The sequence below is a fragment of the Leifsonia sp. EB34 genome, assembly GCF_041260585.1.
GTDB lineage: Bacteria > Actinomycetota > Actinomycetes > Actinomycetales > Microbacteriaceae > Leifsonia.
Genome location: NZ_JBGCCV010000002.1, coordinates 1,501,093 through 1,523,292, shown reverse-complemented (window position 1 = coordinate 1,523,292; position 22,200 = coordinate 1,501,093). Strand labels below are relative to the sequence as shown.

Annotated in this window: 22 protein-coding genes; 15 read left to right on the top strand and 7 right to left on the bottom strand. The window is 70.7% G+C overall.

The genetic code is table 11. From position 1 onward, the window contains the following. Positions 1–146: 146 nt before the first annotated feature. Positions 147–1,217, bottom strand: a complete 1,071-nt coding sequence (locus ABIA36_RS16775; protein WP_369963665.1) for a GNAT family N-acetyltransferase — start codon at positions 1,215–1,217, stop codon at positions 147–149. Between the two features lie 226 nt (positions 1,218–1,443). Here ABIA36_RS16775 and ABIA36_RS16770 point away from each other — a divergent pair, with 226 nt between their 5' ends. The 6 genes from ABIA36_RS16770 to smc all read left to right on the top strand — a co-directional run bounded on the left by ABIA36_RS16770 (position 1,444) and on the right by smc (position 10,263). Continuing rightward, positions 1,444–2,664 carry a branched-chain amino acid ABC transporter substrate-binding protein gene (locus ABIA36_RS16770; protein ID WP_369963664.1) on the top strand — a complete coding sequence of 407 codons (1,221 nt, stop codon included), beginning with the start codon at positions 1,444–1,446 and terminating at the stop codon, positions 2,662–2,664. 122 nt (positions 2,665–2,786) lie between these two features. Next, positions 2,787–3,797 carry a branched-chain amino acid ABC transporter permease gene (locus ABIA36_RS16765; protein WP_369963663.1) on the top strand — a complete coding sequence of 337 codons (1,011 nt, stop codon included), beginning with the start codon at positions 2,787–2,789 and terminating at the stop codon, positions 3,795–3,797. Further along, positions 3,794–4,954, top strand: coding sequence for a branched-chain amino acid ABC transporter permease (locus tag ABIA36_RS16760; protein ID WP_369963662.1), 1,161 nt, complete (start codon positions 3,794–3,796; stop codon positions 4,952–4,954). Before ABIA36_RS16765 ends, ABIA36_RS16760 begins: the two co-directional genes overlap by 4 nt. Further along, complete coding sequence (locus ABIA36_RS16755) at positions 4,951–5,877, top strand: ABC transporter ATP-binding protein (protein ID WP_369963661.1); 927 nt, start codon at positions 4,951–4,953, stop codon at positions 5,875–5,877. The genes ABIA36_RS16760 and ABIA36_RS16755 overlap by 4 nt, the downstream gene beginning before the upstream one ends. Next, positions 5,870–6,577 carry an ABC transporter ATP-binding protein gene (locus tag ABIA36_RS16750; RefSeq protein WP_369963775.1) on the top strand — a complete coding sequence of 236 codons (708 nt, stop codon included), beginning with the start codon at positions 5,870–5,872 and terminating at the stop codon, positions 6,575–6,577. Before ABIA36_RS16755 ends, ABIA36_RS16750 begins: the two co-directional genes overlap by 8 nt. 119 nt (positions 6,578–6,696) lie before the next feature. After that, positions 6,697–10,263: a chromosome segregation protein SMC gene (smc, locus tag ABIA36_RS16745; RefSeq protein WP_369963660.1), complete on the top strand. Its 3,567-nt coding sequence runs from the start codon at positions 6,697–6,699 to the stop codon at positions 10,261–10,263. Here the strand turns inward: smc and ABIA36_RS16740 are convergent. After that, positions 10,260–11,045, bottom strand: coding sequence for a CHAD domain-containing protein (locus tag ABIA36_RS16740; protein WP_369963659.1), 786 nt, complete (start codon positions 11,043–11,045; stop codon positions 10,260–10,262). The genes smc and ABIA36_RS16740 overlap by 4 nt on opposite strands. Positions 11,046–11,074: 29 nt before the next feature. Here ABIA36_RS16740 and ftsY point away from each other — a divergent pair, with 29 nt between their 5' ends. The 3 genes from ftsY to ffh all read left to right on the top strand — a co-directional run bounded on the left by ftsY (position 11,075) and on the right by ffh (position 14,098). After that, on the top strand, positions 11,075–11,950 hold the full coding sequence (gene ftsY / locus ABIA36_RS16735; RefSeq protein ID WP_369963658.1) for a signal recognition particle-docking protein FtsY: 876 nt from the start codon (positions 11,075–11,077) through the stop codon (positions 11,948–11,950). Positions 11,951–11,962: 12 nt separating this feature from the next. Continuing rightward, entirely contained in the window at positions 11,963–12,463 is a 501-nt protein-coding gene (locus ABIA36_RS16730) for a DUF2004 domain-containing protein (protein ID WP_369963657.1), read from the top strand. A gap of 69 nt (positions 12,464–12,532) precedes the next feature. Continuing rightward, positions 12,533–14,098 (top strand): signal recognition particle protein, encoded by a 1,566-nt coding sequence (gene ffh / locus ABIA36_RS16725; RefSeq protein ID WP_369963656.1) that lies wholly within the window; start codon positions 12,533–12,535, stop codon positions 14,096–14,098. 19 nt (positions 14,099–14,117) lie between these two features. On the opposite strand, the gene ABIA36_RS16720 is transcribed toward ffh, so the two are convergent. The 4 genes from ABIA36_RS16720 to ABIA36_RS16705 all read right to left on the bottom strand — a co-directional run bounded on the left by ABIA36_RS16720 (position 14,118) and on the right by ABIA36_RS16705 (position 17,502). Beyond that, positions 14,118–14,810: an SGNH/GDSL hydrolase family protein gene (locus tag ABIA36_RS16720; RefSeq protein ID WP_369963655.1), complete on the bottom strand. Its 693-nt coding sequence runs from the start codon at positions 14,808–14,810 to the stop codon at positions 14,118–14,120. A 75-nt stretch (positions 14,811–14,885) separates the two neighbouring features. Then, positions 14,886–15,611: an SGNH/GDSL hydrolase family protein gene (locus ABIA36_RS16715; protein ID WP_369963654.1), complete on the bottom strand. Its 726-nt coding sequence runs from the start codon at positions 15,609–15,611 to the stop codon at positions 14,886–14,888. Then, positions 15,608–16,282, bottom strand: coding sequence for an SGNH/GDSL hydrolase family protein (locus ABIA36_RS16710; RefSeq protein ID WP_369963653.1), 675 nt, complete (start codon positions 16,280–16,282; stop codon positions 15,608–15,610). Before ABIA36_RS16710 ends, ABIA36_RS16715 begins: the two co-directional genes overlap by 4 nt. Before the next feature lie 44 nt (positions 16,283–16,326). Next, entirely contained in the window at positions 16,327–17,502 is a 1,176-nt protein-coding gene (locus tag ABIA36_RS16705; RefSeq protein WP_369963652.1) for a glutamate--cysteine ligase, read from the bottom strand. Between the two features lie 205 nt (positions 17,503–17,707). Between ABIA36_RS16705 and rpsP the strand changes: the two genes are divergently transcribed. Genes rpsP through ABIA36_RS16685 form a run of 4 tightly spaced genes read left to right on the top strand, consistent with a single transcriptional unit; the run spans position 17,708 to position 19,541 of the window. Next, positions 17,708–18,181, top strand: a complete 474-nt coding sequence (rpsP, locus tag ABIA36_RS16700) for a 30S ribosomal protein S16 (RefSeq protein WP_369963651.1) — start codon at positions 17,708–17,710, stop codon at positions 18,179–18,181. Positions 18,182–18,185: 4 nt separating this feature from the next. Next, positions 18,186–18,416, top strand: coding sequence for an RNA-binding protein (locus ABIA36_RS16695; RefSeq protein WP_369963650.1), 231 nt, complete (start codon positions 18,186–18,188; stop codon positions 18,414–18,416). Position 18,417: 1 nt separating this feature from the next. Beyond that, a complete protein-coding gene (gene rimM, locus ABIA36_RS16690; protein WP_369963649.1) occupies positions 18,418–19,143 on the top strand; it encodes a ribosome maturation factor RimM in 726 nt (241 codons plus the stop codon). A gap of 2 nt (positions 19,144–19,145) precedes the next feature. Continuing rightward, a complete protein-coding gene (locus ABIA36_RS16685) occupies positions 19,146–19,541 on the top strand; it encodes a type II toxin-antitoxin system VapC family toxin (protein ID WP_369963648.1) in 396 nt (131 codons plus the stop codon). Here ABIA36_RS16685 and ABIA36_RS16680 read toward each other — a convergent pair. Then, a complete protein-coding gene (locus tag ABIA36_RS16680; RefSeq protein ID WP_369963647.1) occupies positions 19,538–20,206 on the bottom strand; it encodes a GntR family transcriptional regulator in 669 nt (222 codons plus the stop codon). The two genes, ABIA36_RS16685 and ABIA36_RS16680, sit on opposite strands and share 4 nt — an antisense overlap. Positions 20,207–20,256: 50 nt before the next feature. Between ABIA36_RS16680 and ABIA36_RS16675 the strand changes: the two genes are divergently transcribed. Both ABIA36_RS16675 and trmD read left to right on the top strand, forming a co-directional pair. Further along, positions 20,257–21,489, top strand: a complete 1,233-nt coding sequence (locus ABIA36_RS16675; RefSeq protein WP_369963646.1) for an MFS transporter — start codon at positions 20,257–20,259, stop codon at positions 21,487–21,489. A gap of 9 nt (positions 21,490–21,498) precedes the next feature. Then, the gene (gene trmD, locus ABIA36_RS16670; protein WP_369963645.1) at positions 21,499–22,182 is read left to right on the top strand and encodes a tRNA (guanosine(37)-N1)-methyltransferase TrmD; all 684 of its coding nucleotides are present in this window, start codon (positions 21,499–21,501) and stop codon (positions 22,180–22,182) included. Positions 22,183–22,200 lie beyond the last annotated feature (18 nt).

Here is a 22,200-nt window from a genome sequence, read left to right as displayed (position 1 = left end):
GAGTTATGGAGACCCGTGCGGCGCGTCGTCCCCACTCTCCGGAGTTGGTGCAAATCCGGAGAATGGGGACGCCACGCGCGGGAAGTGTCCGTTCATCCGGCGTGGCAGAGCTGAGCGGCCGGGATTTCCGGAGTTGCTGGCGCCCGCTATCCCACCGTCTTCTGCCAGTGCCCCGTCAACGCGTGCAACTGGAACCCGAACGCCCGGTTGATCGCCAGCATCGGCGCGTTCTCGTCCGCGTTCCAGGTCAGCAGCCGGTGGATGTGCGGTGCGTGGTGCGCCAGCTCGTGGATGTTCTGGAGCTTCACCAGCGTGCCCAGCCGGTGGCCGCGGTGGGGGAGGGCGACCAGCGTGTCGTACTGCTCGGCCTTGTCGCCGTCCGCCGGGACCGCGATCTCGGTGTAGGCGGCCAGCTCGCCCGTGTCGATGTGCTCGGCGGCGGTGACCAGCAGCGGCTCGCCCCGTTCGGCCAGCTCGCGTTCCTGGGCGCGCACGCGCTCGCCGGTCCACTCCTCGCGGTCGACCGCGATGCCGCTCTGCGGGATGTCGGTCGACATGCGCGCCTTCAGTGTCGCGAACGGCTCCAGGAGGTCGTCCGGCGCGTGTCCGAGCCACGACACGGCGCGGTAGCCGATCGCCGAGGCCGCCGTGCTGGCGAGGCCCGCCTCCCGGGCGCGGGGGAGCGGGAGCCGCAGTTCGCTGGAGCGTTCGATCTGGCCGAGCCGGTAGCCGTGCCGCAGAGCGAACCGGACGTCGCGCGACTCCGCCGGCAGCCCGGCCGTGCCGGACGACGCCCGCACGACCGAGACGCTGTCGCCGAGCGTGCTCGCCGGGTGCTCGGTGTACGCGCTGATGACACGCCGTCCGCCCTCCGCTGCCAGTTCCTCGCCGGCGGCCAGCAGCGCCGACCCGATGCCGCGGCCGCGCGCGGCCGGGGCGACATCGACCAGGAGGCTCACCGTCTCGGCGCGCTCGTCCAGCGGGAAGGCCGCTTCGACGCGCCCGACGACCACGCCGTCCTCGATCGCGACGAGGAGGATCTTCTCCTCATAGTCCTGCGCGCGGAACGTGGCCAGGGCCTCCTCGGCCGTCTCCACGAAGTCGTCGGAGCCCCAGAGGGCGACGCTGATCCCGTTCAGGACGCCGATGAGCTCCTCGAACAGCAGCGACTCGGGTGTGCCGAGCGCCGAAGGCGGCGAGAGTCGCTCGATGCGCACCGCTGCCTCCCGCTGTCGTCGTAATCGGATGTGCGGCGAACTACTCACCATAACCCGGGCCACGAGTGCTGTGAAGAGCATCGAACCGTTTGGTTTCGATCGTGTAAATCTGCGCCCGAATGGCGGGTGCAAATGCTTGCATCGCATGTAGTCTCAGCACACATATTCGTGGTGCGACGAGGCAATAACGCCGCGTTCGACACGGATTCACGTCGAGAGGCAAAAGATGCTAGGAAAGAAAGTCACGATCGGTGCGGCTGTTGCAGCGTCAGTCGCACTGTTCCTCGTTGGGTGCGCCAACCAGCCGTCCACTGGTGGCTCCACCAACACCAACTCGAAGGTGAACATCCCGGCTATCACCTCGGTTTCCACCCCGAAGGACGCGGTTCTCCCCGCGGGTGATGGCAAGGCCACCTGCCCCTCCGGGCTCACCATCGCGTACGTCGGAGCCGAGACCGGCCCGAACGCCCAGCTCGGAATCAACATCTTCAACGGCATCCAGCTGGCCATCAACCAGCACAACACGGCCAACAAGGGATGCCAGGTCGGCTTCAAGAAGTTCGACACCGAGGGTGACCCGAACAAGGCGACCGGCCCGGTCACCCAGGCGGTCAACGAGGCCGACATCGTCGGCGTCGTCGGCCTGCCGTTCTCCGGTGAGTCCAAGGCGACCGGCAACATCTTCGAGCAGCAGGGCCTGGTTCACATCACCCCGTCCGCGACCAACCCGGCGCTGACCCAGAACGGCTGGAAGACCTTCTTCCGCGGCCTCGGCAACGACGCCGTGCAGGGCCCGGCGGCGGCGAAGTTCCTCACGGACAAGCTGCAGGCCAAGAAGGTCTACCTGGTCCAGGACGACTCCGACTACGGCATCGGCCTCGGCACCACGACCTCCAAGGCGCTCGGCAGCGCGCTGGTCGGCACGGACAAGGTGACGACCGGCCAGAAGGACTTCTCCGCGGTGATCTCCAAGATCATCAACGCGAAGCCCGACGCCGTGTACTACTCGGGCTACTACGCCGAGGGTGCGCCGTTCGACCAGCAGCTCGTCAACAAGGGCTACACGGGCACGTTCGTCGGCCCCGACGGTGTGAAGGACGACCAGTTCATCAAGCTGGCCGGCGACGCGTCCAGCAACGCGTACTTCACCTGCCCCTGCATCCCGGGTGAGCTGATCCCGTCGTTCGAGTCGGCCTACAAGTCGCTCGCCAGCGCCGAGCCCGGCACCTACTCGATCGAGGGCTACGACGCCACCACCGTCCTGCTCGCCGGCATCGACAAGGGCAACACGACCCGCGCGAAGCTCGTCGACTGGGTGAAGAACTACGACGCCGACGGCCTGAGCAAGCACTACAAGTGGGACTCCACCGGTGAGCTCCAGGCGCCGACCGTCTACGGGTACAAGGTCGAGGGCGGCAAGATCGTCCCGATCGGCACCATCGGATAACGCGACACGCGAAGGTGCCGCGGGCCACCGTGGCCCGCGGCACCTTTGTTTCGACTCGCTCGTACGCTCGTAAGACCTGAGCCGGACCAACGACGATCCGGCACTGACACCTGGAAGCTCGAATGCTCGAAACCCTCCTCCTCGTCCATCCCGTCCTCGACAACTCGTGGATCAACTTCGACGTCAACGCGCTCGTCCAGAACTTCTGGAGCGCCACCTTCGACGGCCTCACCTTCGGCGCCATCTACGGCCTGATCGCCGTCGGCTACACGCTCGTCTACGGCGTGCTCAACCTGATCAACTTCGCCCACTCCGAGGTGTTCATCGTCGGCGCGTACGGCGTCGTGATCACTCTCACCTCACTCGGCTTCGGCCCGAGCGCGCCCAACCTGAGCCCGGTCGCGATCGTCGGCGACCTGGTGCTCGCGCTGCTGGTCGGCATGGCGGCCTCCGCGGCCACCGCCTACGTGCTCGAACGCGTCGCGTACAGACCGTTGCGAAAACGGAACGCGCCACGCCTCGTGTTCCTCATCACGGCGATCGGCGCCTCGTTCACGATCCAGTACCTGATCTTCCTGATCCGGGGCGCGAACGCGGAGCCGGCGGTGACGATGTTCATCCCCAAGCCGATCTTCGACGTCTTCGGGACGATCGTGAACAGCCAGCAGCTCATCATCGTGATCGCCTCGGTCGTCCTGATGATCGCCACCGACATGTTCATCCGCCGCACCCGCACCGGCCGCGGCATCCGCGCGGTCGCGCAGGACGCCGACACCGCGACGCTGATGGGCGTGAACAAGGAGAAGATCATCCAGATCACCTTCATCACCGGCGGTATCCTCGCCGGCGCCGCGGCCCTGTTCTACGTGATGCTGGTGCCGTCCGGCGTGATCTACAACGGCGGCTTCGTGCTCGGCGTCAAGGCGTTCGCCGCGGCCGTCCTCGGCGGCATCGGCAACGTGCGCGGCGCCCTCCTCGGCGGCCTGCTCCTTGGCGTGATCGGCAACTACGGCCAGATCCTGCTGGGCGACTCGCAGTGGACCGACGTCGTCGCGTTCGTCGTGCTGGTGCTGGTGCTGTTGGTCAAGCCGACGGGCATCCTCGGCACCTCTCTCGGACGGAGCCGCGCATGAGCACGACGGAAGGCCCCAAGGTCCTGCCCGACGGACGGTCGGAGCAGGCCGCGGACGCGCTGGAGGCAGCGCGCGCCGGCCGCAAGAAGGGTCCGCTGCAGCCGCTGCGCGACTACTGGAACGGCCTCCCGCGGGCCGCGCAGTGGGCGTGGCTGCTCATCGTGGTGGCGCTGGCGTACGCGCTGCCGTACCTGAACTTCTTCCCGCTCACCACCGAGCCGGGCAACGACTGGCCGCTCGCGTGCTTCGCGATGGCCACCTACGGCCTGATCGCGATCGGCCTGAACGTGGTGGTCGGCTACGCCGGCCTCCTCGACCTCGGCTACGTCGCGTTCTTCGCCGTCGGGTCGTACACCGCGGCCATGCTGACCAGCCCGGACTCGCCGTTCGTCAAGATCCCGTACCTGTGGACCGTGCCGGTCGCGATGGCGGTGACCATGACCTTCGGCGTCATCCTCGGGGTGCCGACGCTCCGCCTCCGCGGCGACTACCTGGCGATCGTCACGCTCGGCTTCGGTGAGATCGTGCGCATCCTCGCCACGATCATCCCGGCGATGAAGGGCCAGGTCGGCTTCCAGAACGTCGGCCACCCGCCGGGAACGGACGCCAAGGGCATCCCGATCTTCTCCAACTCGAACGGCGTGCCCTGGTACTGGCTCACGGTGACGATCATCATCGTGATCCTGCTGCTGGTCGGCAACCTGGAGCGCAGCCGCGTGGGCCGCGCCTGGATCGCCATCCGCGAGGACGAGGACGCCGCCGAGATCATGGGCGTGCCCACCTTCAAGTACAAGGTGTGGGCGTTCGCGATCGGCGCCGGCGTCGGCGGGCTCTCCGGCGCGCTGTTCGCCGGGCAGGTCGGCTTCGTCAACAACCAGAAGTTCGACGTCCAGACCTCCATCCTGTTCCTCGCGGCCGTCGTGCTCGGCGGCGCGGGCAACAAGGTCGGCGCGATGATCGGTGGTGCGATCGTGGCGTACATCCCGCTGCGGTTCACCGCGATCGCGGACTACAAGTACCTGATCTTCGGCATCGCGCTCGTGCTGATCATGATCTTCCGCTCGCAGGGCCTGTTCCCGGCGCGGCAGAAGCTCCTGGCGTACGGGCGGCTCGCGTACCGAAGAGTGGCCCAGACGGCGAAGGGAGGCGCGCGATGAGCGACGGACCCACCACACCCCCCACCCCATTCACCCCGGAGGAGGAGCCGGCTCTCGGCGCCAACGAGGGCGAGCTGGAGGCGGCAGGCATCGACCTGGACGTCGCGGAGGCGGCGGCCCCCGACCGCGAGATCGCGGTCGAGGTCGGCGAGAACATCGTCGAGGTCCGCAACCTCACGGTGAAGTTCGGCGGCCTCCTCGCCCTCGACGATGTCTCCTTCGACATCCGCCGCGGCGAGATCCTCGGCCTGATCGGGCCGAACGGCGCGGGCAAGACCACCTGCTTCAACGCCATGACCGGCGTCTACAAGCCGACCAGCGGCGACGTGCTGCTGGAGGGCCAGTCGATCAAGGGCCGGAAGCAGCACCAGATCACCCGGCTGGGTCTCGCCCGCACCTTCCAGAACATCCGCCTGTTCGGCGAGATGACGGCGCTGGAGAACGTGGTCGTCGGCCTCGACGCCCGGCACCGGACGTCGGTGCCCGGTGCGCTGCTCCGGCTGCCGCGGCACACGCGGGAGGAGAAGTCCTCGATCGAGCGCGGCATGGCCCTGCTCGAGTTCGTGGGCATCGCCGACCACGCCGGCGACCTCTCCCGGTCGCTGCCCTACGGGTCGCAGCGTCGCCTGGAGATCGCGCGCGCCCTGGCGACGGACCCCAAGGTGCTCTGCCTGGACGAGCCGGCCGCCGGATTCAACCCGGCGGAGAAGGAGGACCTGATGGACCTCATCCGTACCATCCGGGCCGACGGGTACACCGTCCTCCTCATCGAACACGACATGAAGCTGGTCATGGGCGTGACGGATCGCATCGTGGTGCTGGAGTTCGGCCGCAAGCTGGCCGACGACGTGCCGCACGAGATCCGGAACGACCCGCGCGTGATCGCCGCCTACCTCGGGGAGCCCGAAGATGACGTTGCTTGAGCTGAAGAACATCAGTGTGGCCTACGGGCGCATCGAGGCGATCCACGACATGTCGTTCTCGGTCGAGGAGGGCGAGATCGTCAGCCTGATCGGCGCGAACGGCGCGGGCAAGTCGACCACGATGAAGACCATCTCGGGCATCCTGAACCCGTCGAAGGGCTCCATCCTGTTCGACGGCCAGGACATCACCAAGATGAAGGCGCACATCCGTGTCGTCCGCGGAATCTCGCAGGCTCCGGAGGGTCGCGGGATCTTCCCGGGGATGACCGTGATGGAGAACCTCGACATGGGCGCCTTCGGGCGCAAGGACCGCTCCAACATGGGGCCGGACTTCGACCGGGTGTTCTCGCTGTTCCCGCGACTGGCCGAACGCAAGACGCAGGTCGGCGGCACGATGTCCGGCGGCGAGCAGCAGATGCTCGCCATCGGCCGCGCGCTGATGTCGAGCCCGCGGCTGCTGCTGCTGGACGAGCCCTCGATGGGGCTGGCCCCGCAGTTCATCCGGCAGATCTTCTCGATCATCACGGAGATCAACAAGCAGGGCACCACCGTCCTGCTGGTGGAGCAGAACGCCAACCAGGCGCTGGCGCGCGCCCACCGCGCCTTCGTCCTGGAGACCGGTAGCATCACCCGCTCCGGCACCGGCCGCGAGCTGCTCGCCGACCCCGCCATCAAGGAGGCCTACCTCGGCGCCGGCTGACGCCGGGCGACTCCCGAGTACGCGAAAAGTCCGCCGTTTCCGCCCGGAACGGCGGACTTTTCGCGTACTCGACGGCTTGGGGAAAGGGGGTGCGGGCGGGGGTCGGGTAGATTCACCACGTGTATTTGAAGAGTCTGACGCTCAAAGGCTTCAAGTCGTTCGCCACGCCGACGACTTTCGCCTTCGAGCCGGGCGTCACCTGCGTGGTCGGGCCGAACGGCTCCGGCAAGTCGAACGTGGTCGACGCGCTCGCCTGGGTGATGGGCGAGCAGGGCGCCAAGACGCTGCGCGGCGGCAAGATGGAGGACGTCATCTTCGCCGGCACCTCGACCCGCGGCCCGCTCGGCCGCGCCGAGGTGCAGCTCACGATCGACAACACCGACGGCGCACTGCCGATCGAGTACACCGAGGTCACCATCTCGCGCACGCTGTTCCGCAACGGCGGCAGCGAGTACGCCATCAACGGCCAGTCCTGCCGGCTGCTGGACGTGCAGGAGCTGCTGAGCGACTCCGGTCTCGGCCGCGAGATGCACGTCATCGTCGGCCAGGGCCAGCTCGACGCCGTGCTGCGCGCCACCCCGGAGGAGCGCCGCGGCTTCATCGAGGAGGCCGCCGGCATCCTCAAGCACCGCCGCCGCAAGGAGAAGACCCTCCGCAAGCTGGAGGCCATGCAGACCAACCTGACCCGGCTGAGCGACCTCGCCGGGGAGGTGCGCCGCCAGCTCAAGCCGCTCGGCCACCAGGCCGAGATCGCGCGGGAGGCGCAGTCCATCGCCGCGATCGTCCGCGACGCGCGCGCCCGCCTGCTGGCCGACGACGTGGTCGGGCTGCGCCGCGCGCTCGACGACCACACCCGCACGGAGGCCTCGCGCCACAGCGAGCAGATCGTGCTGCAGGAGCAGCTCGAGCAGAAGCAGCTGCGCCGTACCCGGCTGGAGCAGGCGCAGGTCGGCGACGAGGTCGACGTCGCGCGCAGCACCGCGTTCGCGCTGGAACAGGCGCAGGACCGCCTGCGCAGCCTCTACTCGCTCGCCACCCAGAAGGTCGCCCTGCTGGGCAGCCAGGGCGAGGCGAGGGACGACGGGCCGCGCGTCAGCCCGCAGCAGGTGCAGGACGCCGCCGACGAAGTCGAGCGGCTGCGCGGCGCCGTCGTGGCGGCCGAGTCGGCCTGGCAGGCGGCGCAGTCCGCGACCCGTGCTGCGCGCGCCCGTCTCGACGCGGTGGACGACGAGATCGCGGCGCAGAGCGCGCTCGTCTCCAAGCACGATCTGGAGATCAGCAAGCTGAACGGCCAGGCCGAGGCGTCGGCCCAGCGCCTCGCCGCGGTGCGGGGCGAGGTCCTCCGCCAGCAGAACGCGCTCGACGCCGCCACCGAGCGGCTGGAGAAGGCCCGCGCCGAGTTGGCCGCCCGGGAGGCCGAGGCCGTGACCACGGACCTCGGCGAGGGTGCCCTGGACGAGGCGTACGAGCTCGCGCAGGCCGACGTCTTCGAGGCTGAGGGCCTCATCGAGAGGCTGCGGGACGACCTCCACACTTTGGAGCGCGAGCGCGACGCCCTCGCGGCGCGCACCTCCGCCTTGTCGTCGGCGCTGGATCAGAAGGACGGGTCGGCGGCGCTCGTCGCCGCGCGGCTGCCGGGCGTCCGCGGCCTGGTCGCCGAGCACATCCGGGTTCATCCCGGCAATGAGGCCGCCGTCGCCGCCGCCCTCGGCACGCTCGCCGACGCCGTTCTCGCCGAGAGCAGGGACGCCGCCTTCGACGCGGTCGCGCACGCCGCCGGCGACGACCTCGGCCGGGTGGAGGTCGTCGTCGCCGACGCCGCCGCTCCGGAGGTCGACCTGTCCGGCGTGGCCGGCGTCGTCCCGGCGCGCTCCGTCGTGGAGGCGCCGACGGGTGTGCTCGGCCTGCTCGCGTTCACGGCCATCGCCGACGACGTGGACGCCGCTCGCGCCGCGGCCGACGCGTTCCGCGCGCGGAACCTGGGCGGCCCCGTCACCCTGATCACCCGCACCGGCGAGGTGCTGACCGACTTCGTGCTGCGCGGCGGCTCCGGCGCGAAGCAGAGCCGCATCGAGCTGATCGCCGACCGCGACGCCGCCGAGGACCGGCTCGGCGAGGTGACCTCCCTCATCGATCGCGCCCGCTTCGCGCTGGCCGAGCAGCGCGGCGTGCTCCAGGTCGCCAAGGAGCAGTCCCAGGCGGCGCTGACCGCGCTGCGCGAGTCCGATGCCCAGCTCGCGGCGCAGACCGAACGTCTCAACCGGGTCAAGGTGCAGTTCGAGGCCTCCGTGGCGGATTCCGACCGGCTGAGCCGCGCGCTGGAGCAGGCCGCCGAGCGCGTCGCGGAGGCCGAGGCCGCCGCCGAGTCCGCGAAGTCCGAGCTGGAGGTCGCCCGGGCGCGACCGCGGCCGATCCTCGACGTCTCCGCCCGCGACGCGCTCTCCGCCGAACTGGACGCCGCCCGCGAGGCCGAGGTCGAGGCGCGCCTGGCGGTCGAGACCGCGAAGGAGCGCGTCCGTGCCGAGCAGGCGCGGGGAGAGGCCTTGGCCCGCCAGCTCGAGGCCGAGCGCGCCGCCGCCGAGGAGGCCGCCCGCCGTGCCGTCATCCGCCGCCGGCAGCTCGAGGCCGCGCAGGGCGTCGTGGACGTCCTGCCCGCCGTGCTCGCCTCCGCCGACCGCTCGGTCTCGCAGGCGCGCCTGGAGCTCGCCGCCGCCGAGGCCCGGCGCGCCAGCCAGAACGAGGAGCTCGCGACCGTCCGCCGCGAGGAGGCCGCCCTCCGCGAGCGGCTGCACGGCATCACCGAGTCGGTGCACGGCCTGGAGCTGCAGATCTACGAGAAAAAACTGCACCTGTCGAGCCTGCTGGAGCGGGCGGGCAGCGAGCTCGGGCTCGTCGAGGACGTGCTGGTGGCGGAGTACGGGCCGGACGTGCCGGTACCGCCGGACACCCGGGACGCGGACGAGACGCCCGATGAGGCGGCCGACCCGGCCGAAACCGACGAGCGCCCCGGCACACCCTACGTCCGCGAGCAGCAGCAGAAGCGCCTCGCCACCGCCGAGCGCAAGCTCGGCCAGCTCGGCCGGGTCAACCCGCTCGCGCTGGAGGAGTTCGCCGCGCTGGAGCAGCGGCACAAGTTCCTCACCGAGCAGCTCACCGACCTCACCAACACCCGCAAGGACCTCGTCACGATCATCGAGGAGATCGACGAGAAGATGCAGACCATCTTCGAGTCGGCCTTCGCGGACACCGAGGCCGCGTTCGAACGGGTCTTCCCGATCCTGTTCCCCGGCGGCTCCGGCCACATCGCGCTGACCAACCCGGACGATCTGCTCACCACCGGCATCGAGGTGTCGGTCAAGCCGGCCGGCAAGAAGATCGAGCGGCTCTCGCTGCTCTCCGGCGGTGAGCGGTCGCTGGCCGCGGTCGCACTGCTGATCGCGATCTTCAAGGCCCGGCCCAGCCCGTTCTACATCATGGACGAGGTGGAGGCGGCGCTCGACGATGCCAACCTCGGCCGCCTGCTGACGATCTTCGAGGACCTCCGCGAGAACAGCCAGCTCATCGTGATCACGCACCAGAAGCGCACCATGGAGATCGCGGACGCCCTCTACGGCGTCTCGATGCGCCAGGACGGCGTCTCGGCGGTCGTCGGCCAGCGCGTCGCCCAGGAGAAGGCCTCCGCCTAGGCGCCGGCTCCCTCAAACGCGATCGCGGCGAGCTTGCCGTCGATGCCGTCGAGCGCGTCCGCCGCGCGCCGCTCGCAGCGCATGGCGAGGCCGGTGTGCCCGTGCTCGCGCAGCTCGTGCGCCAGCAGGAGGTCGTCCCGGTTGTCGCCGAGCGCGTCCTGCACGGCCTTCGCGGACGCGGACAGCCGCACGGCCTCCCGGCCCAGGTCGTCGGCGACCGCGTCGGCGGCGTAGCGCACCTTGCGCGCCGCCTTGCGGGTGGCGTGGCGTTCCTCGAGGCTGTCGCCACGGAGCCGGTGCACCTTGGCGACCGCCTTCTCGAGGCCGCGCGTCGTGACGCGCCCGGGATGCTGCCGCCCCTTCCGGGAGAGCGGTGGCTCTGCGGCGAACATCTGCAGGTCGGCGAGCAGGGCGCGGACGGCCGCGCCGTGCAGGTAGCGCAGCAGCGACGCCAGCGCCGCATCGTGCTCGGCCCGGGTGGCCTCCGCCTCCGCGGTGACCGCGTCGACCACGTGCGGTGGGTCGTCGGCCTCCAGGAGGTCCTCGAGCGTCGCCGCCTTCACCTCCAGGTCGCGCACGGCGCCCAGCCGGTCGCCGAGCGCCGTCAGCCGGGTGCGCATGCCGAGAGCGGCATCCTTCTCGAACGCCGCCCGGTAGACCCGCAGGATGCTGCGCAGGCGCCGCACGCGGATGCGCGCCTGGTGCACCGCGTCCTCCCCGTCGGTCTCGATCGCGACGAGCTGCTCTGCGAGCTCGGCCGACACCGCCACCAGGGAGAACATGCCGCCACCGTACCAACTAGTCTGAGTGCATGGCAGACCGTACCCCCTGGTCCTTGTCGGGCGCCCTCCGCGGGATGTTCGCCCGGAAGACCATCGACGACACCACCTGGGACGATCTGGAGACGGCGCTCATCACCGCCGACTTCGGTCCGGACGTCACCGAGGCGGTCGTCGACGATCTGCGCGCCAAGGTCGATCGCTACCACACCACCGACCCCGCCGACCTCCAGCGCATGCTGCGCGAGACGATGGAGGAGCGCCTCTCCAAGCTCGATACCACGCTCAAGCTCAGCGAGCGTCCCGCGATCGTGCTCGTCGTCGGAGTGAACGGCGTGGGCAAGACCACCACGATCGGCAAGTTCGCCAAGTTCCTGCGCACCTACGACCGCTCGGTCGTGGTGGGCGCGGCCGACACCTTCCGCGCCGCAGCGGTCGAGCAGCTCGCCACCTGGGCGGAGCGCGCGGGAGCGGAGATCGTCCGCCCGCAGCAGCAGGGCCAGGACCCGGCGTCGGTGGCGTTCCAGACGGTCGAGAAGGCCAAGCGCGACGGCACGGAGATCGTCATCATCGACACCGCGGGCCGGCTGCAGACCAAGGGCGGCCTGATGGACGAGCTGTCCAAGATCAAGCGCGTGGTCGAGAAGCAGGCGCCCATCGCGGAGGTGCTGCTCGTGCTCGACGCGACCACGGGCCAGAACGGCCTGGCGCAGGCGGAGGCGTTCCTGGAGCACGCCGGCGTGACCGGGCTCGTGCTCACCAAGCTCGACGGCTCGGCGAAGGGCGGCTTCGTGCTGGCCGTGCAGGAGCGCACCGGCCTGCCGATCAAGCTGATCGGCCAGGGCGAGGGGATCAACGACCTCACCGGCTTCACGCCGCACGTCTTCGCCCAGCAGCTCGTCGGATAGGAGCGGACCGGCATGGCCATCGAGCACGACTACTTCGGCGTCATCGACGAGACGGCCTCGGGCGGCCTCGCCTGGAACGACACGGTGGAGCTGGCCGACCAGGCGGTGGAGGTCGAGCTCCGCGCCGACGACGAGCAAGCGGTGGGGGAGTACGCCCTCGACTCGGCCGCCGCGCTCATCCAGGCGCTGGAGGGCTTCGACGCCCGGGCCAGGGACGCCCTGATCGCCGAGTTGAGCTCGCGGCAGTCGGCGACCACCAGCTACATCGACGAGCACGTGGACAAGCTGGGGGAGTCGCTGCTCGACCTCCTGGTCCACAACTCCGGGGACATCGCGATCGACGTGCTGCGCTCCCTCCAGCTCCTGACCGTGAGACTGCAGGCCGACCAGGCCGGCGAGGACGAGGTCTTCGCGACGTTCGACTACTCGATCAGCCCGGACGAGACGGACGCGATCCTCGCGGTCTCCTTCGACGTGCGCGGCGACGTGGTCGCGGTCGAGACCCAGGGCTGACGCGCAGGGCTGACGCGCGGGTCCGAGGCTCGGCGGGAGGCCAGGATCGCCCGGTAGACTTGCAGGATCATGGCTACTTTCGGCTCGCTGTCCGACCGTCTTACGGACACCTTCAAGAACCTGCGCACCAAGGGCAAGCTCTCCCCGGCGGATGTCGACGGCACGGTGCGGGAGATCCGCCGCGCGCTGCTCGACGCGGACGTGGCGCTCGACGTCGTCAAGGAGTTCACCGGCAAGGTGCGCGAGCGCGCCCTGTCCGACGAGGTCAACAAGGCGCTGAACCCGGCGCAGCAGGTCGTCCAGATCGTCAACGAGGAGCTCGTGGCCATCCTCGGCGGCCAGCAGCGCCGCCTCCAGTTCGCCAAGAAGCCGCCGACGGTGATCATGCTCGCCGGCCTCCAGGGCGCGGGTAAGACGACCCTCGCGGGCAAGCTCGGCAAGTGGCTGGTCAAGGACGGCCACACGCCGCTGCTCGTCGCCGCCGACCTCCAGCGGCCCAACGCCGTCACCCAGCTCCAGATCGTCGGCGAGCAGGCCGGCGTCCCGGTCTACGCACCGGAGCCCGGCAACGGCGTCGGCAACCCGGTGAAGGTCGCCAAGGACGCCATGAAGTTCGCCGAGACCAAGCAGTACGACACCGTGGTCATCGACACCGCAGGACGCCTCGGCGTCGACGCCGAGCTGATGAAGCAGGCCGCCGACATCCGCAAGGCCACCGACCCGGACGAAGTGCTCTTCGTGATCGACGCCATGATCGGTCAGGACGCCGTCGCCACGGCCAAGGCGTTCCAGGACGGCGTCGACTTCACCGGCGTCGTGCTCTCCAAGCTCGACGGCGACGCGCGCGGTGGCGCGGCCCTCTCGGTCGCCTCGGTCACCGGGCGCCCGATCATCTTCGCCTCCACCGGCGAGGGACTGGACGACTTCGAGCCGTTCCACCCCGACCGCATGGCGTCGCGCATCCTCGACCTCGGCGACATCCTCACCCTCATCGAGCAGGCCCAGGAGGCCTTCGACGAGGACGAGGCGCGCAAGGTCGCCGAGAAGTTCGCGACCGACAGCTTCACGCTGGACGACTTCCTCAAGCAGATGCAGCAGCTCCGCAACATGGGCTCCATCAAGAAGATGATGGGCATGCTCCCCGGCGCCGGCCAGATGAAGCAGCAGCTCGACAACTTCGACGAGCGCGAGATCGTGCGCACCGAGGCCATCATCCAGTCGATGACCAAGGCCGAGCGCACCACGCCGAAGCTGCTCAACGGCTCACGTCGCCTGCGCATCGCCAAGGGCTCCGGCACGACGGTCACCGAGGTGAACCAGCTCGTCAACCGGTTCGAGCAGGCCGCCAAGATGATGAAGACCGTCGCCAAGGGCGGTGTGCCGAACGTTCCCGGCATGGGCCCCATCCCCGGCGCGGGCTACGCGGGCCGCGGCAAGCAGCAGCCCAAGAAGAAGGGCTCCCGTTCGGGCAACCCGGCCAAGCGCGCCGCCGAGAACGCGGCCCTTGCTTCCGGCGTCAAGCCGGCCGGCGCGGCGGCGGGCACCGGCTTCGGGCTCGGATCGGGCAACAAAGCGAAGGCCGGAGGCCCGACCGAAGAGGAGCTGGCCGCCCTGCAGAAGTTCATGGGGCGCTGAGCCCCGGCTGCGGAAGCCTCTAGGAGGTCACGCCGAGCGGCGCGAGCCGGTCCTCGATGACCTTCGCGACGGCGCGCTCGCCCGCGGCGTTCGGGTGGATGCCGTCCGCCTGCACCAGCTCCGGGTGCCCGGCCAGCGGGTGGCCGATGTCGAGGAACGTCCCGCCCACGCCGGTCACCGCCTTCCCGACGATCCCGTCGACGGTGGCGACGGTCGGCGGCGGCGCGTCCGCGCCCCAGACCGTGGTGATACCGATGATGTGCGCCCGCGGGAACGTGTCCCGCAGCTCACCCAGCAGTTCATCCGCAGAGGCGACGACGAGCGCAGCGTCCTCGGTGCGGTCGTTGCGGGTGGCGGCGATCAGGATGTAGTCGGGGTGCAGTCCGAGGGCGGTGGCGACCTGGTCGCGGTAGGTGTCGCCGTTCCAGCCCGGCTTGACGAATCCGGAGCCCGAGACGGCGAGGTCGGTGAGGGACCACCCGTGCTGCGCTGCGACGAGCGCGGGCCAGGCCTGATCCGGGCGCACGCCCTTGCCGAAGGCGATGGAGTCCCCGATAGCGACGACCTGCGGCTTGGTGCGCTCCGCGGGGGCCGCGGCAGCGGTGCCGTCGGCGGCGACCGGGCGTGCGGGGACCGCGGAGGAGCAGCCGGCGAGGGCGGCCGCCGCGAGGGCGATCGCCGCGACGGCGATCAGGCGGGAACGGGTGGGCACGGAGTGAGGGTAGACCGCCGTGACTGATAAGTCGCTGTGCGTTCCGCCCGGGCGTGTCGGCGCGCGCCGTCGGAGCTAGCCGCGAGCCGGTCCTGGCTCGATCCGCGCCTTCGCGATGGCGTCAGCGACCGCACTGCCGAGCAGCTCCTGACCGGCGCTCGTCGGGTGGATGCCGTCCGCCAGCATGAGCGTGGGGTGGCCGAGGAACGTCTGGCCCAGCGGGAGCCAGTGGCCGCCGACGGCCAGGACGGCGCTCTTCAGGGCCGCATCGATGACGGGGGCCGTCTTTTCCGGAGGCGTCGCTCCCCAGACCGATCCCATGCCGATGATCGTGGTGTGGGGCAGCGCGTCGGACAGCCGGTCGATCGCCGCCCGCGTATCCCGTTCGAGCGTCGCGGGGGCCGTGGCGGCCGTGCTGGCGTCGTTGCGCGTCGCGGCGACGATGACGACCTGGGGTCGCAGCCGGATCGCCGCGCTCACCTGGTCGTCGAAGTCGTGCGTGTTCACGCCCGGCTTGCTGAAGCCGGCGGCGCCTTCGCCGAGGTCGGTCAGGTTCCAGCCGAGCCGCGTGGCGGCGACGAGCGGCCAGGCGTCGTCGGCGGGCACGCCCCAGCCGATCGCGATGGAGTCGCCGATCGCCGCGGCCGTGGGCTGCGCGTCCGCCGTCGTCGCGGAGGAGGATTGGGTCGACGGCGCGGTGGGCGCGAGCGTCGTGCAGCCGGTCAGCACGAGACCGGCGGCCACGGCGAGGACGGCCGCGACCCGGCGCCCCCGACGGTCGCGCCGGGTCGCCTGGGTCATACGATCCCGTCGAGCCGCGCCAGGACGACGGACGCGATCGCCTGCTGCCCTTCGAGCGTGGGATGCTCGCCGTCGTCCTGGACGAGGCCGACCTGGCCGCGGTACGGCTGCCCGAGGTCGATCCATTTGCCGCCCGCCGTGGTGACGGCCTTCTTCAGGGCGTCGTCGAGGGGAGCGAGGTCGCTGTCGCTGGCCTGCCCGGTGAGAGCGTTGTATCCGATCAGACGTGCTTTCGGCAGTGCGTCGCTGAGGCGCTCGACCGCGGCCGCCATCGCCTTGGCGACGGCGGCGTCGTCCTGACCGAGGTCGTTGTCGGAGGCGCCGATCAGCACGACGTTCGCCTTGGCGGCGATCGCCTGGTCGATCTGGGCGTTGAAGTCGGCGTTGCTGGAGCCGAGGGCGAGGAAGCCCGCGCCCGGCTCGCTGAAGTTCTCCAGGCCCCAGCGCCGGTCGACGGCGACGAGCGCGGGCCAGGACTCGAACGGCTCCAGTCCCATCCCGGACTCGATGGAGTCGCCGACGATGGCGACCACCGGGTGCTTGCCGGCCGGCACGGTGGCGCCGACGGCGAGTTGCGAGGAGGCGGACGCGCATCCGCTGAGGGCGACCGTCCCGAGCAGCAGCGCGGCGAGCGCTGTGGCGGCGGTGGCGAGGGGCCGGCGGTGGAACATGCCTCCGAGCCTAGGGGAGGAGTCTATGGATGATCTATGCATGGTTATGAGCCATCTGTGCCGGTGTCGCGGGTGTCCTTCCTGGAGCGGTCGAGCCCGCTGCGGAGCTCATGGGTGAGCGAGCTCACGACCGCCTGCAGGCTGCCGCCGTTGGCCTCCGCGACGGCGAGCTGACGCTGGTAGCTCGCGCCGGCGTCCAGCACGTCGGCGACCGTCGCGAGCTCGGCGGAGCAGCCCAGCCGCTCCGCCGTGTCGCCGAGCTCGTCCACGAGCTGGAGGAGCTGGTCGCGCACCAGGCGCTCCGTGCCGTCCGGAGCGACGATGATCTCGGCGTCCAGCCCGTACCGTGCTGCGCGCCACTTGTTCTCGCGCACGAACCACGGCTGGAGGGTGACCGGCTCGACGCCGTCGTCCAGGTCGCCGGACATCCGGTCGGTCAGGCAGTGGATGAGCGCGCCGACCGCTCCCACCTCGTCCGCGGTCGAGAGTCCGTCGCACGCGCGCATCTCGACGGTGCCCCAGCGCGGCGAGGGCCGGATGTCCCAGCGCACCTCGCTGTGATCCTCCACGACCCCGGTGGTCACGAGGTCCTGGACGTACTCCTCGTAGTTCGCCCAGGTGCCGAACTGCCAGGGCAGCCCCGCGGTCGGGAGCTGCTGGAACATGAGCGCGCGGTTCGAGGCGTAGCCGGTGCGGGCTCCCGCCCAGAACGGGCTCGACGCGCTGAGCGCCTGGAGGTGCGGGTAGTAGGTGAGCAGCCCGTTGACGATCGGCAGCGCCTTGTCGCGGTCGTCGATCCCCACATGCACGTGGATGCCCCAGATCATCATCTGCCTGCCCCACCACTGCGTGCGGTCCAGCAGCCGGTCGTAGCGCTCGTTCGGCGTGATCTTCTGGTCGTACCACTGGGCGAAGGGGTGCGTGCCCGCGCACATCAGCTCCACCCCGAGCGGGTCGGTGACCTCCCGGGTCAGCGCGATGAGCTCCTGGAGGTCGGCGATGGCCGCCGGGACGGTGCGGTGCACGCGGCTGACCAGCTCGATCGTGTTCAGGAGCAGCTCGTGCGTGATCTGCGGGTGCTCCCGGCCGTCCGGCGTCCCGAGCTCGCGCAGCACGTCGTCGGCGATCTGCACGAGGTCGCCGGTCGATCCGTCGACCAGCGCCAGTTCCCACTCGATCCCGACGGTGGAGCGCTCCGACTCTGCGAATTCGATCTGCATCGTGGGTGACCCCGTCCGTCCGATTGTTCATTGGGCGCGCTTTTCTGACAGAATATCTAGTTGAGTTCGCTGTGCCCGACCCTCTATCCGGCACGGCGGACGAACAATAGACCTCCTGCCGCGTGTGCCCCCACGCCCACGGCAGTCAGTTCGACAACGAATCCACCGGAACCCTGCGGGTTCCGGACGTCAACACAGGAGAATTGTGGCTGTCAAAATCCGTCTGAAGCGCCTGGGCAAGATCCGCGCTCCGTACTACCGCATCGTCGTCGCCGACTCGCGCACCAAGCGCGACGGCCGCGTCATCGAGGAGATCGGTCTGTACCACCCGACCGAGGAGCCCTCGCGCATCGAGGTCGACTCCGAGCGCGCGCAGTACTGGCTCGGCGTCGGTGCCCAGCCGTCCGAGCAGGTGCTCGTGCTGCTCAAGCTCACCGGTGACTGGGGCAAGTTCAAGGGCGACAAGAACGCCGTCTCGACCGTCAAGACGGCCGAGGCCAAGGAGACGTTCGTCGCCGACGAGAAGAAGAAGCCGGTCCTGAAGCCGAAGAAGGACAACACCGAGGCCAAGGCGGAGGCCGTCGTCGAGGCCGAGGTCGAGGCCGAGGAGGCCGCTGAGGCCGAGGTCGTCGCCGAGGCCGAAGAGATCACGGCCGAGGCCGACGGCGAGAAGGCGTAACACCTTGCTCGCTCCCGCTCTCACGCACCTGGTCAAGGGCATCGTCGACCACCCGGACGACGTGCACGTCGTGGCCAAGGGTTCGCCGCGTGGCGAGGTCCTCGAGGTTCGAGTGAACCCCGAGGACCTCGGGCGGGTCATCGGCCGTTCCGGCCGTACCGCCAAGGCTCTCCGCACCATCGTGGGCGCGCTGGCCGACGGCCGCCGCGTCCGCGTCGACGTCGTCGACGACTGAGGTGGCGGACCACAAGCTGCCCCGCAAGGAGGTCGCTCCGCGGCCGGGTCAGACCGAGCTGCGCGTCGGCCGGCTGACCAAGGCCCACGGTCTGAAGGGCGCCCTCAAGCTCGAACTGTTCACGGACGAGCCGGAGCGCCGCTTCGTCCCGGGCGCCGTGTTCACGCTCCAGGTGCCCACAGCCTCCAAATGGCACGGCAAGACCATCGAGCTCACCGAGCTGCGCTGGTACAACGGTCACCCGGTCGGCTTCTTCGCCGGCGTGGACGACCGCACCGAGGCGGAGACGCTGGTGAAGGCCATCCTCTGGGTGAGCCAGGACGCCACGCAGCTCCCCGCGGAGGACGACGCCTGGTACGACCACCAGCTCGTCGGGCTGAGCGCGCGCCGCGACGGCGTGGAGGTCGGAACCGTCGCACGGGTCGACCACTTCCCTGCGCAGGACCTTCTGGTCGTCCGCACGGCCGACGGCGAGGTCCTGGTGCCGTTCGTGAAGGCGATCGTGCCGGAGGTGGACATCGCCGCGGGCACCGTGACGCTGACCCCGCCGGCCGGGCTGTTCGAGGAGCTGCCGGACGACGACGAGCCGGAGGCTCCGGCCGGGTCGGCTGAGGCTGAGGCGGAGGCCGAGGCCGGGACCGCCGGGTCGGAGAACCCCGAGTCGGAGGACGCCGAGCCGGAGGACCCGGAGCCGGAGACCACGCAGTCGGAGACCACCGAGGACTGACCGTGGCCCAGTACGTGATCGACGCCTCCGCCGCCATCGAGCTGGCGGAGGCCGGTTACGTCCCGGCGGCCGGCGACTCCCTCATGGCCCCGACGCTGCTGCGCTCCGAGGTGCTCGCGCTGCTGCGCCGCTCCGTCGTGTCCGGCGAGCGCGACGATCTCGCCGCGCGCACACTGATCGCCGCCGTCGACCGCCTCCCGATCCGGCTGCTCGGCGACCGTGTGCTGCGCAAGACCGCCTGGCGGATCGCCGCCGAACTCGACCTGCCCGACACGTGTGCGGCCGAGTACCTGGCGCTCACCGTGCTCCACGGCGACGCGCTCGTCACCGACGTGCCGGACGCCTACGCCGGCGCCAGCGTCGCGCTCCGCACCGGCGCGGACCTGCTGCGCTCTTAGCGCGGCCCCACGATCGCGAGCCCGCGCGCCCGCAGCAGCCGGGCGTCCGCGTCCAGCGCCGCGAGCAGCCGCTCGTGCGTGCCCACGATGTGCCGGTGGATGCTGTCCGCCGCCGCGTCCGCGTCGCGCGCCGCGAGCTGGTCCACGATCGTGCGGTGCTCCTCCCACGCCGTCCGCCGGGCGTCGGCCGTGCGCACCTCCAGCCAGCGGGTCCGGGCCAGCCGGGTCATCGCGGACGAGACCGAGTCGGCGAAGAAGTGGTTGCCGCTGAGCGCGGCGAGCCGCACGTGGAAGTCGGCACCCGCGCCGACGGCGTCCTCGTCACGCCGGTCCGGGTCGTAAGCGCCGAGGTAGTCACGCAGCGTGCGCAGTTCGTCGTCCGTCGCGCGCTCGGCGCTCAGCCGCACGGCCGCGGTCTCCAGGGCGTCGCGCAGCTCGCTGAGCCGCGCGATCTCGCCGAGGTCGATGGGGGAGACCTCCCAGCCGCGGCCGTCGCGCTGGACCAGGCCCTCCGCCTCCAGGCGCATGAGGGCGGCGCGCAGCGGGGTGCGTGAGGCGCCGAACTCGGCTTCGAGCCCGCGCTCGGTGATGCGCGAGCCCGGCACCCGGTCCAAGTCGAGTATCGCGGAGCGCAGGCGCTCGTACACGTGGGGCTGCTCGGGCATCGGGCTCCTTCGTTGGTATACCAAGCCGGTATACCGCTAGGGTATACCGCATGAGCCAAGAAACACGAGCACAGACCGGGCAGGCGACCAGAGCTCCGCGACCGTGGCTCATGCTCGCCCTCGGCGTCCTCGGCCAGGCCAGTTCGACGGTCTTCGTCTCGACCCCGGCCTTCCTCATCCCGCTGCTGCACACCGAGCGCGGGCTGAGCCTCGCGCAGGCCGGCCTGCTCGCGTCCGCGCCGACGCTCGGGCTGGTGCTGGCGCTGATCGCCTGGGGCGCGCTGAGCGACCGGATCGGGGAGCGCTGGGTCATCGCCTCCGGGCTCGCCATCACGGCGATCGCAGCGGTCGCCGCCATGTTCGTCTCGTCGTACGTCGCGCTCGGCGTGCTCTTCCTGGTCGGCGGGATGGCGGCGGCGAGCCCCAACGCCGCCAGCGGGCGCGTGGTGATCGGCTGGTTCCCCAAGGAGCGGCGCGGCCTCGCGATGGGCATCCGGCAGATGTGCCAGCCGCTCGGCGTCGCGATCGCGGCGATCAGCGTTCCGCTGCTGGCGGCCTCCGGCGGCATCGCAGCGGCTCTCACCGTGCCCGCCGTACTGTGCGGCGTCTCCGCCGTGCTGTGCGCGGTCGGGATCGTCGACCCGCCCCGGCCGCCGCGTCGTGCCGCCGACGGGGAGGCCACGCATCCGCAGGCGGCGTGGCGTCCGTACCGGGAGACCTCCCTGCTCTGGCGCATCCACGCGGTATCGATGCTGCTGGTCGTCCCGCAGTTCACCGTGTCCACGTTCGGACTGGTCTGGCTCGTCACCGAGCTGCACTTCACGTCGCTCGCGGCGGGCATCGTGATCGCGGCCAGCCAGTTCGCCGGCGCGCTCGGCCGGATCGGCGTCGGCGTGCTGAGCGACCGCGTCGGCAGCCACCTGGTGCCGTTGCGCTGGGTGTCGGTCGCGGCGGTCGCGGTGATGCTGCTGATGGGCGCGGCCTCCGCGCTCGGCTCGGTCGCCGCCGCGGTGATCCTGATCGTCGCGGCCATCGTGACCGTCGCCGACAACGGCCTGGCCTACACGTCGGTCGCCGAGATCGCCGGGCCGTTCTGGTCAGGGCGGGCCCTCGGCGCGCAGAACACGGGACAGTTCCTGGCGGCCTCGGTCGTCGGTCCCGCGGTGGGCGCGCTGATCGGCTGGGTCGGCTTCCCGCTGGCGTTCGCCGCCGCCGCGCTCTGCCCGGCCGTGGCCGCACCGCTGGTGCCGCGCGACCGGGAGCTCGCGGTCGTCCCCGAATAGAATTCCCCCATGCGCATCGACATCGTCACGATCTTCCCGACCTTCTTCGATGTGCTGGACATCTCGCTGCTGGGCAAGGCCCGGCAGTCGGGCCTCATCGGGCTCGGCGTCCACGATCTGCGCGACCACACGCACGACCGGCACCGCACCGTGGACGACACGCCCTACGGCGGCGGCGCCGGCATGGTGATGAAGCCGGAGCCGTGGGGGGAGGCGCTGGACGCCGTCCTGGAAGGCTCCGACGATCCTGTGCTGATCTTCCCGTCGCCGGCCGGCGAGGTGTTCACTCAGTCGATGGCGCGGGAGCTCGCCGCCGAGTCGCACCTGGTGTTCGGCTGCGGCCGCTACGAGGGCATCGACCAGCGCGTCTTCGACGAGTACGCCTCCCGGGCCCGGGTGCGGCTCGTCAGCATCGGCGACTACGTCCTCAACGGCGGCGAGGTGGCCACTATGGCGATGATCGAGGCGATCGGCCGGCTCATCCCCGGCGTCGTCGGCAACCCCGAGAGCCTGGTGCAGGAGTCGCACGAGGACGGCCTCCTCGAGTACCCGTCGTACACGAAGCCCGCCGAGTGGCGCGGCCACGAGGTCCCGCCGGTCCTGCTCTCCGGCAACCACGGCGCGATCGAGACCTGGCGCCGCGAGCAGTCCCTCGCCCGCACCGCGCGCGTCCGCCCCGACCTCCTCCCGTAACCATCGCCTCCGGAGTTG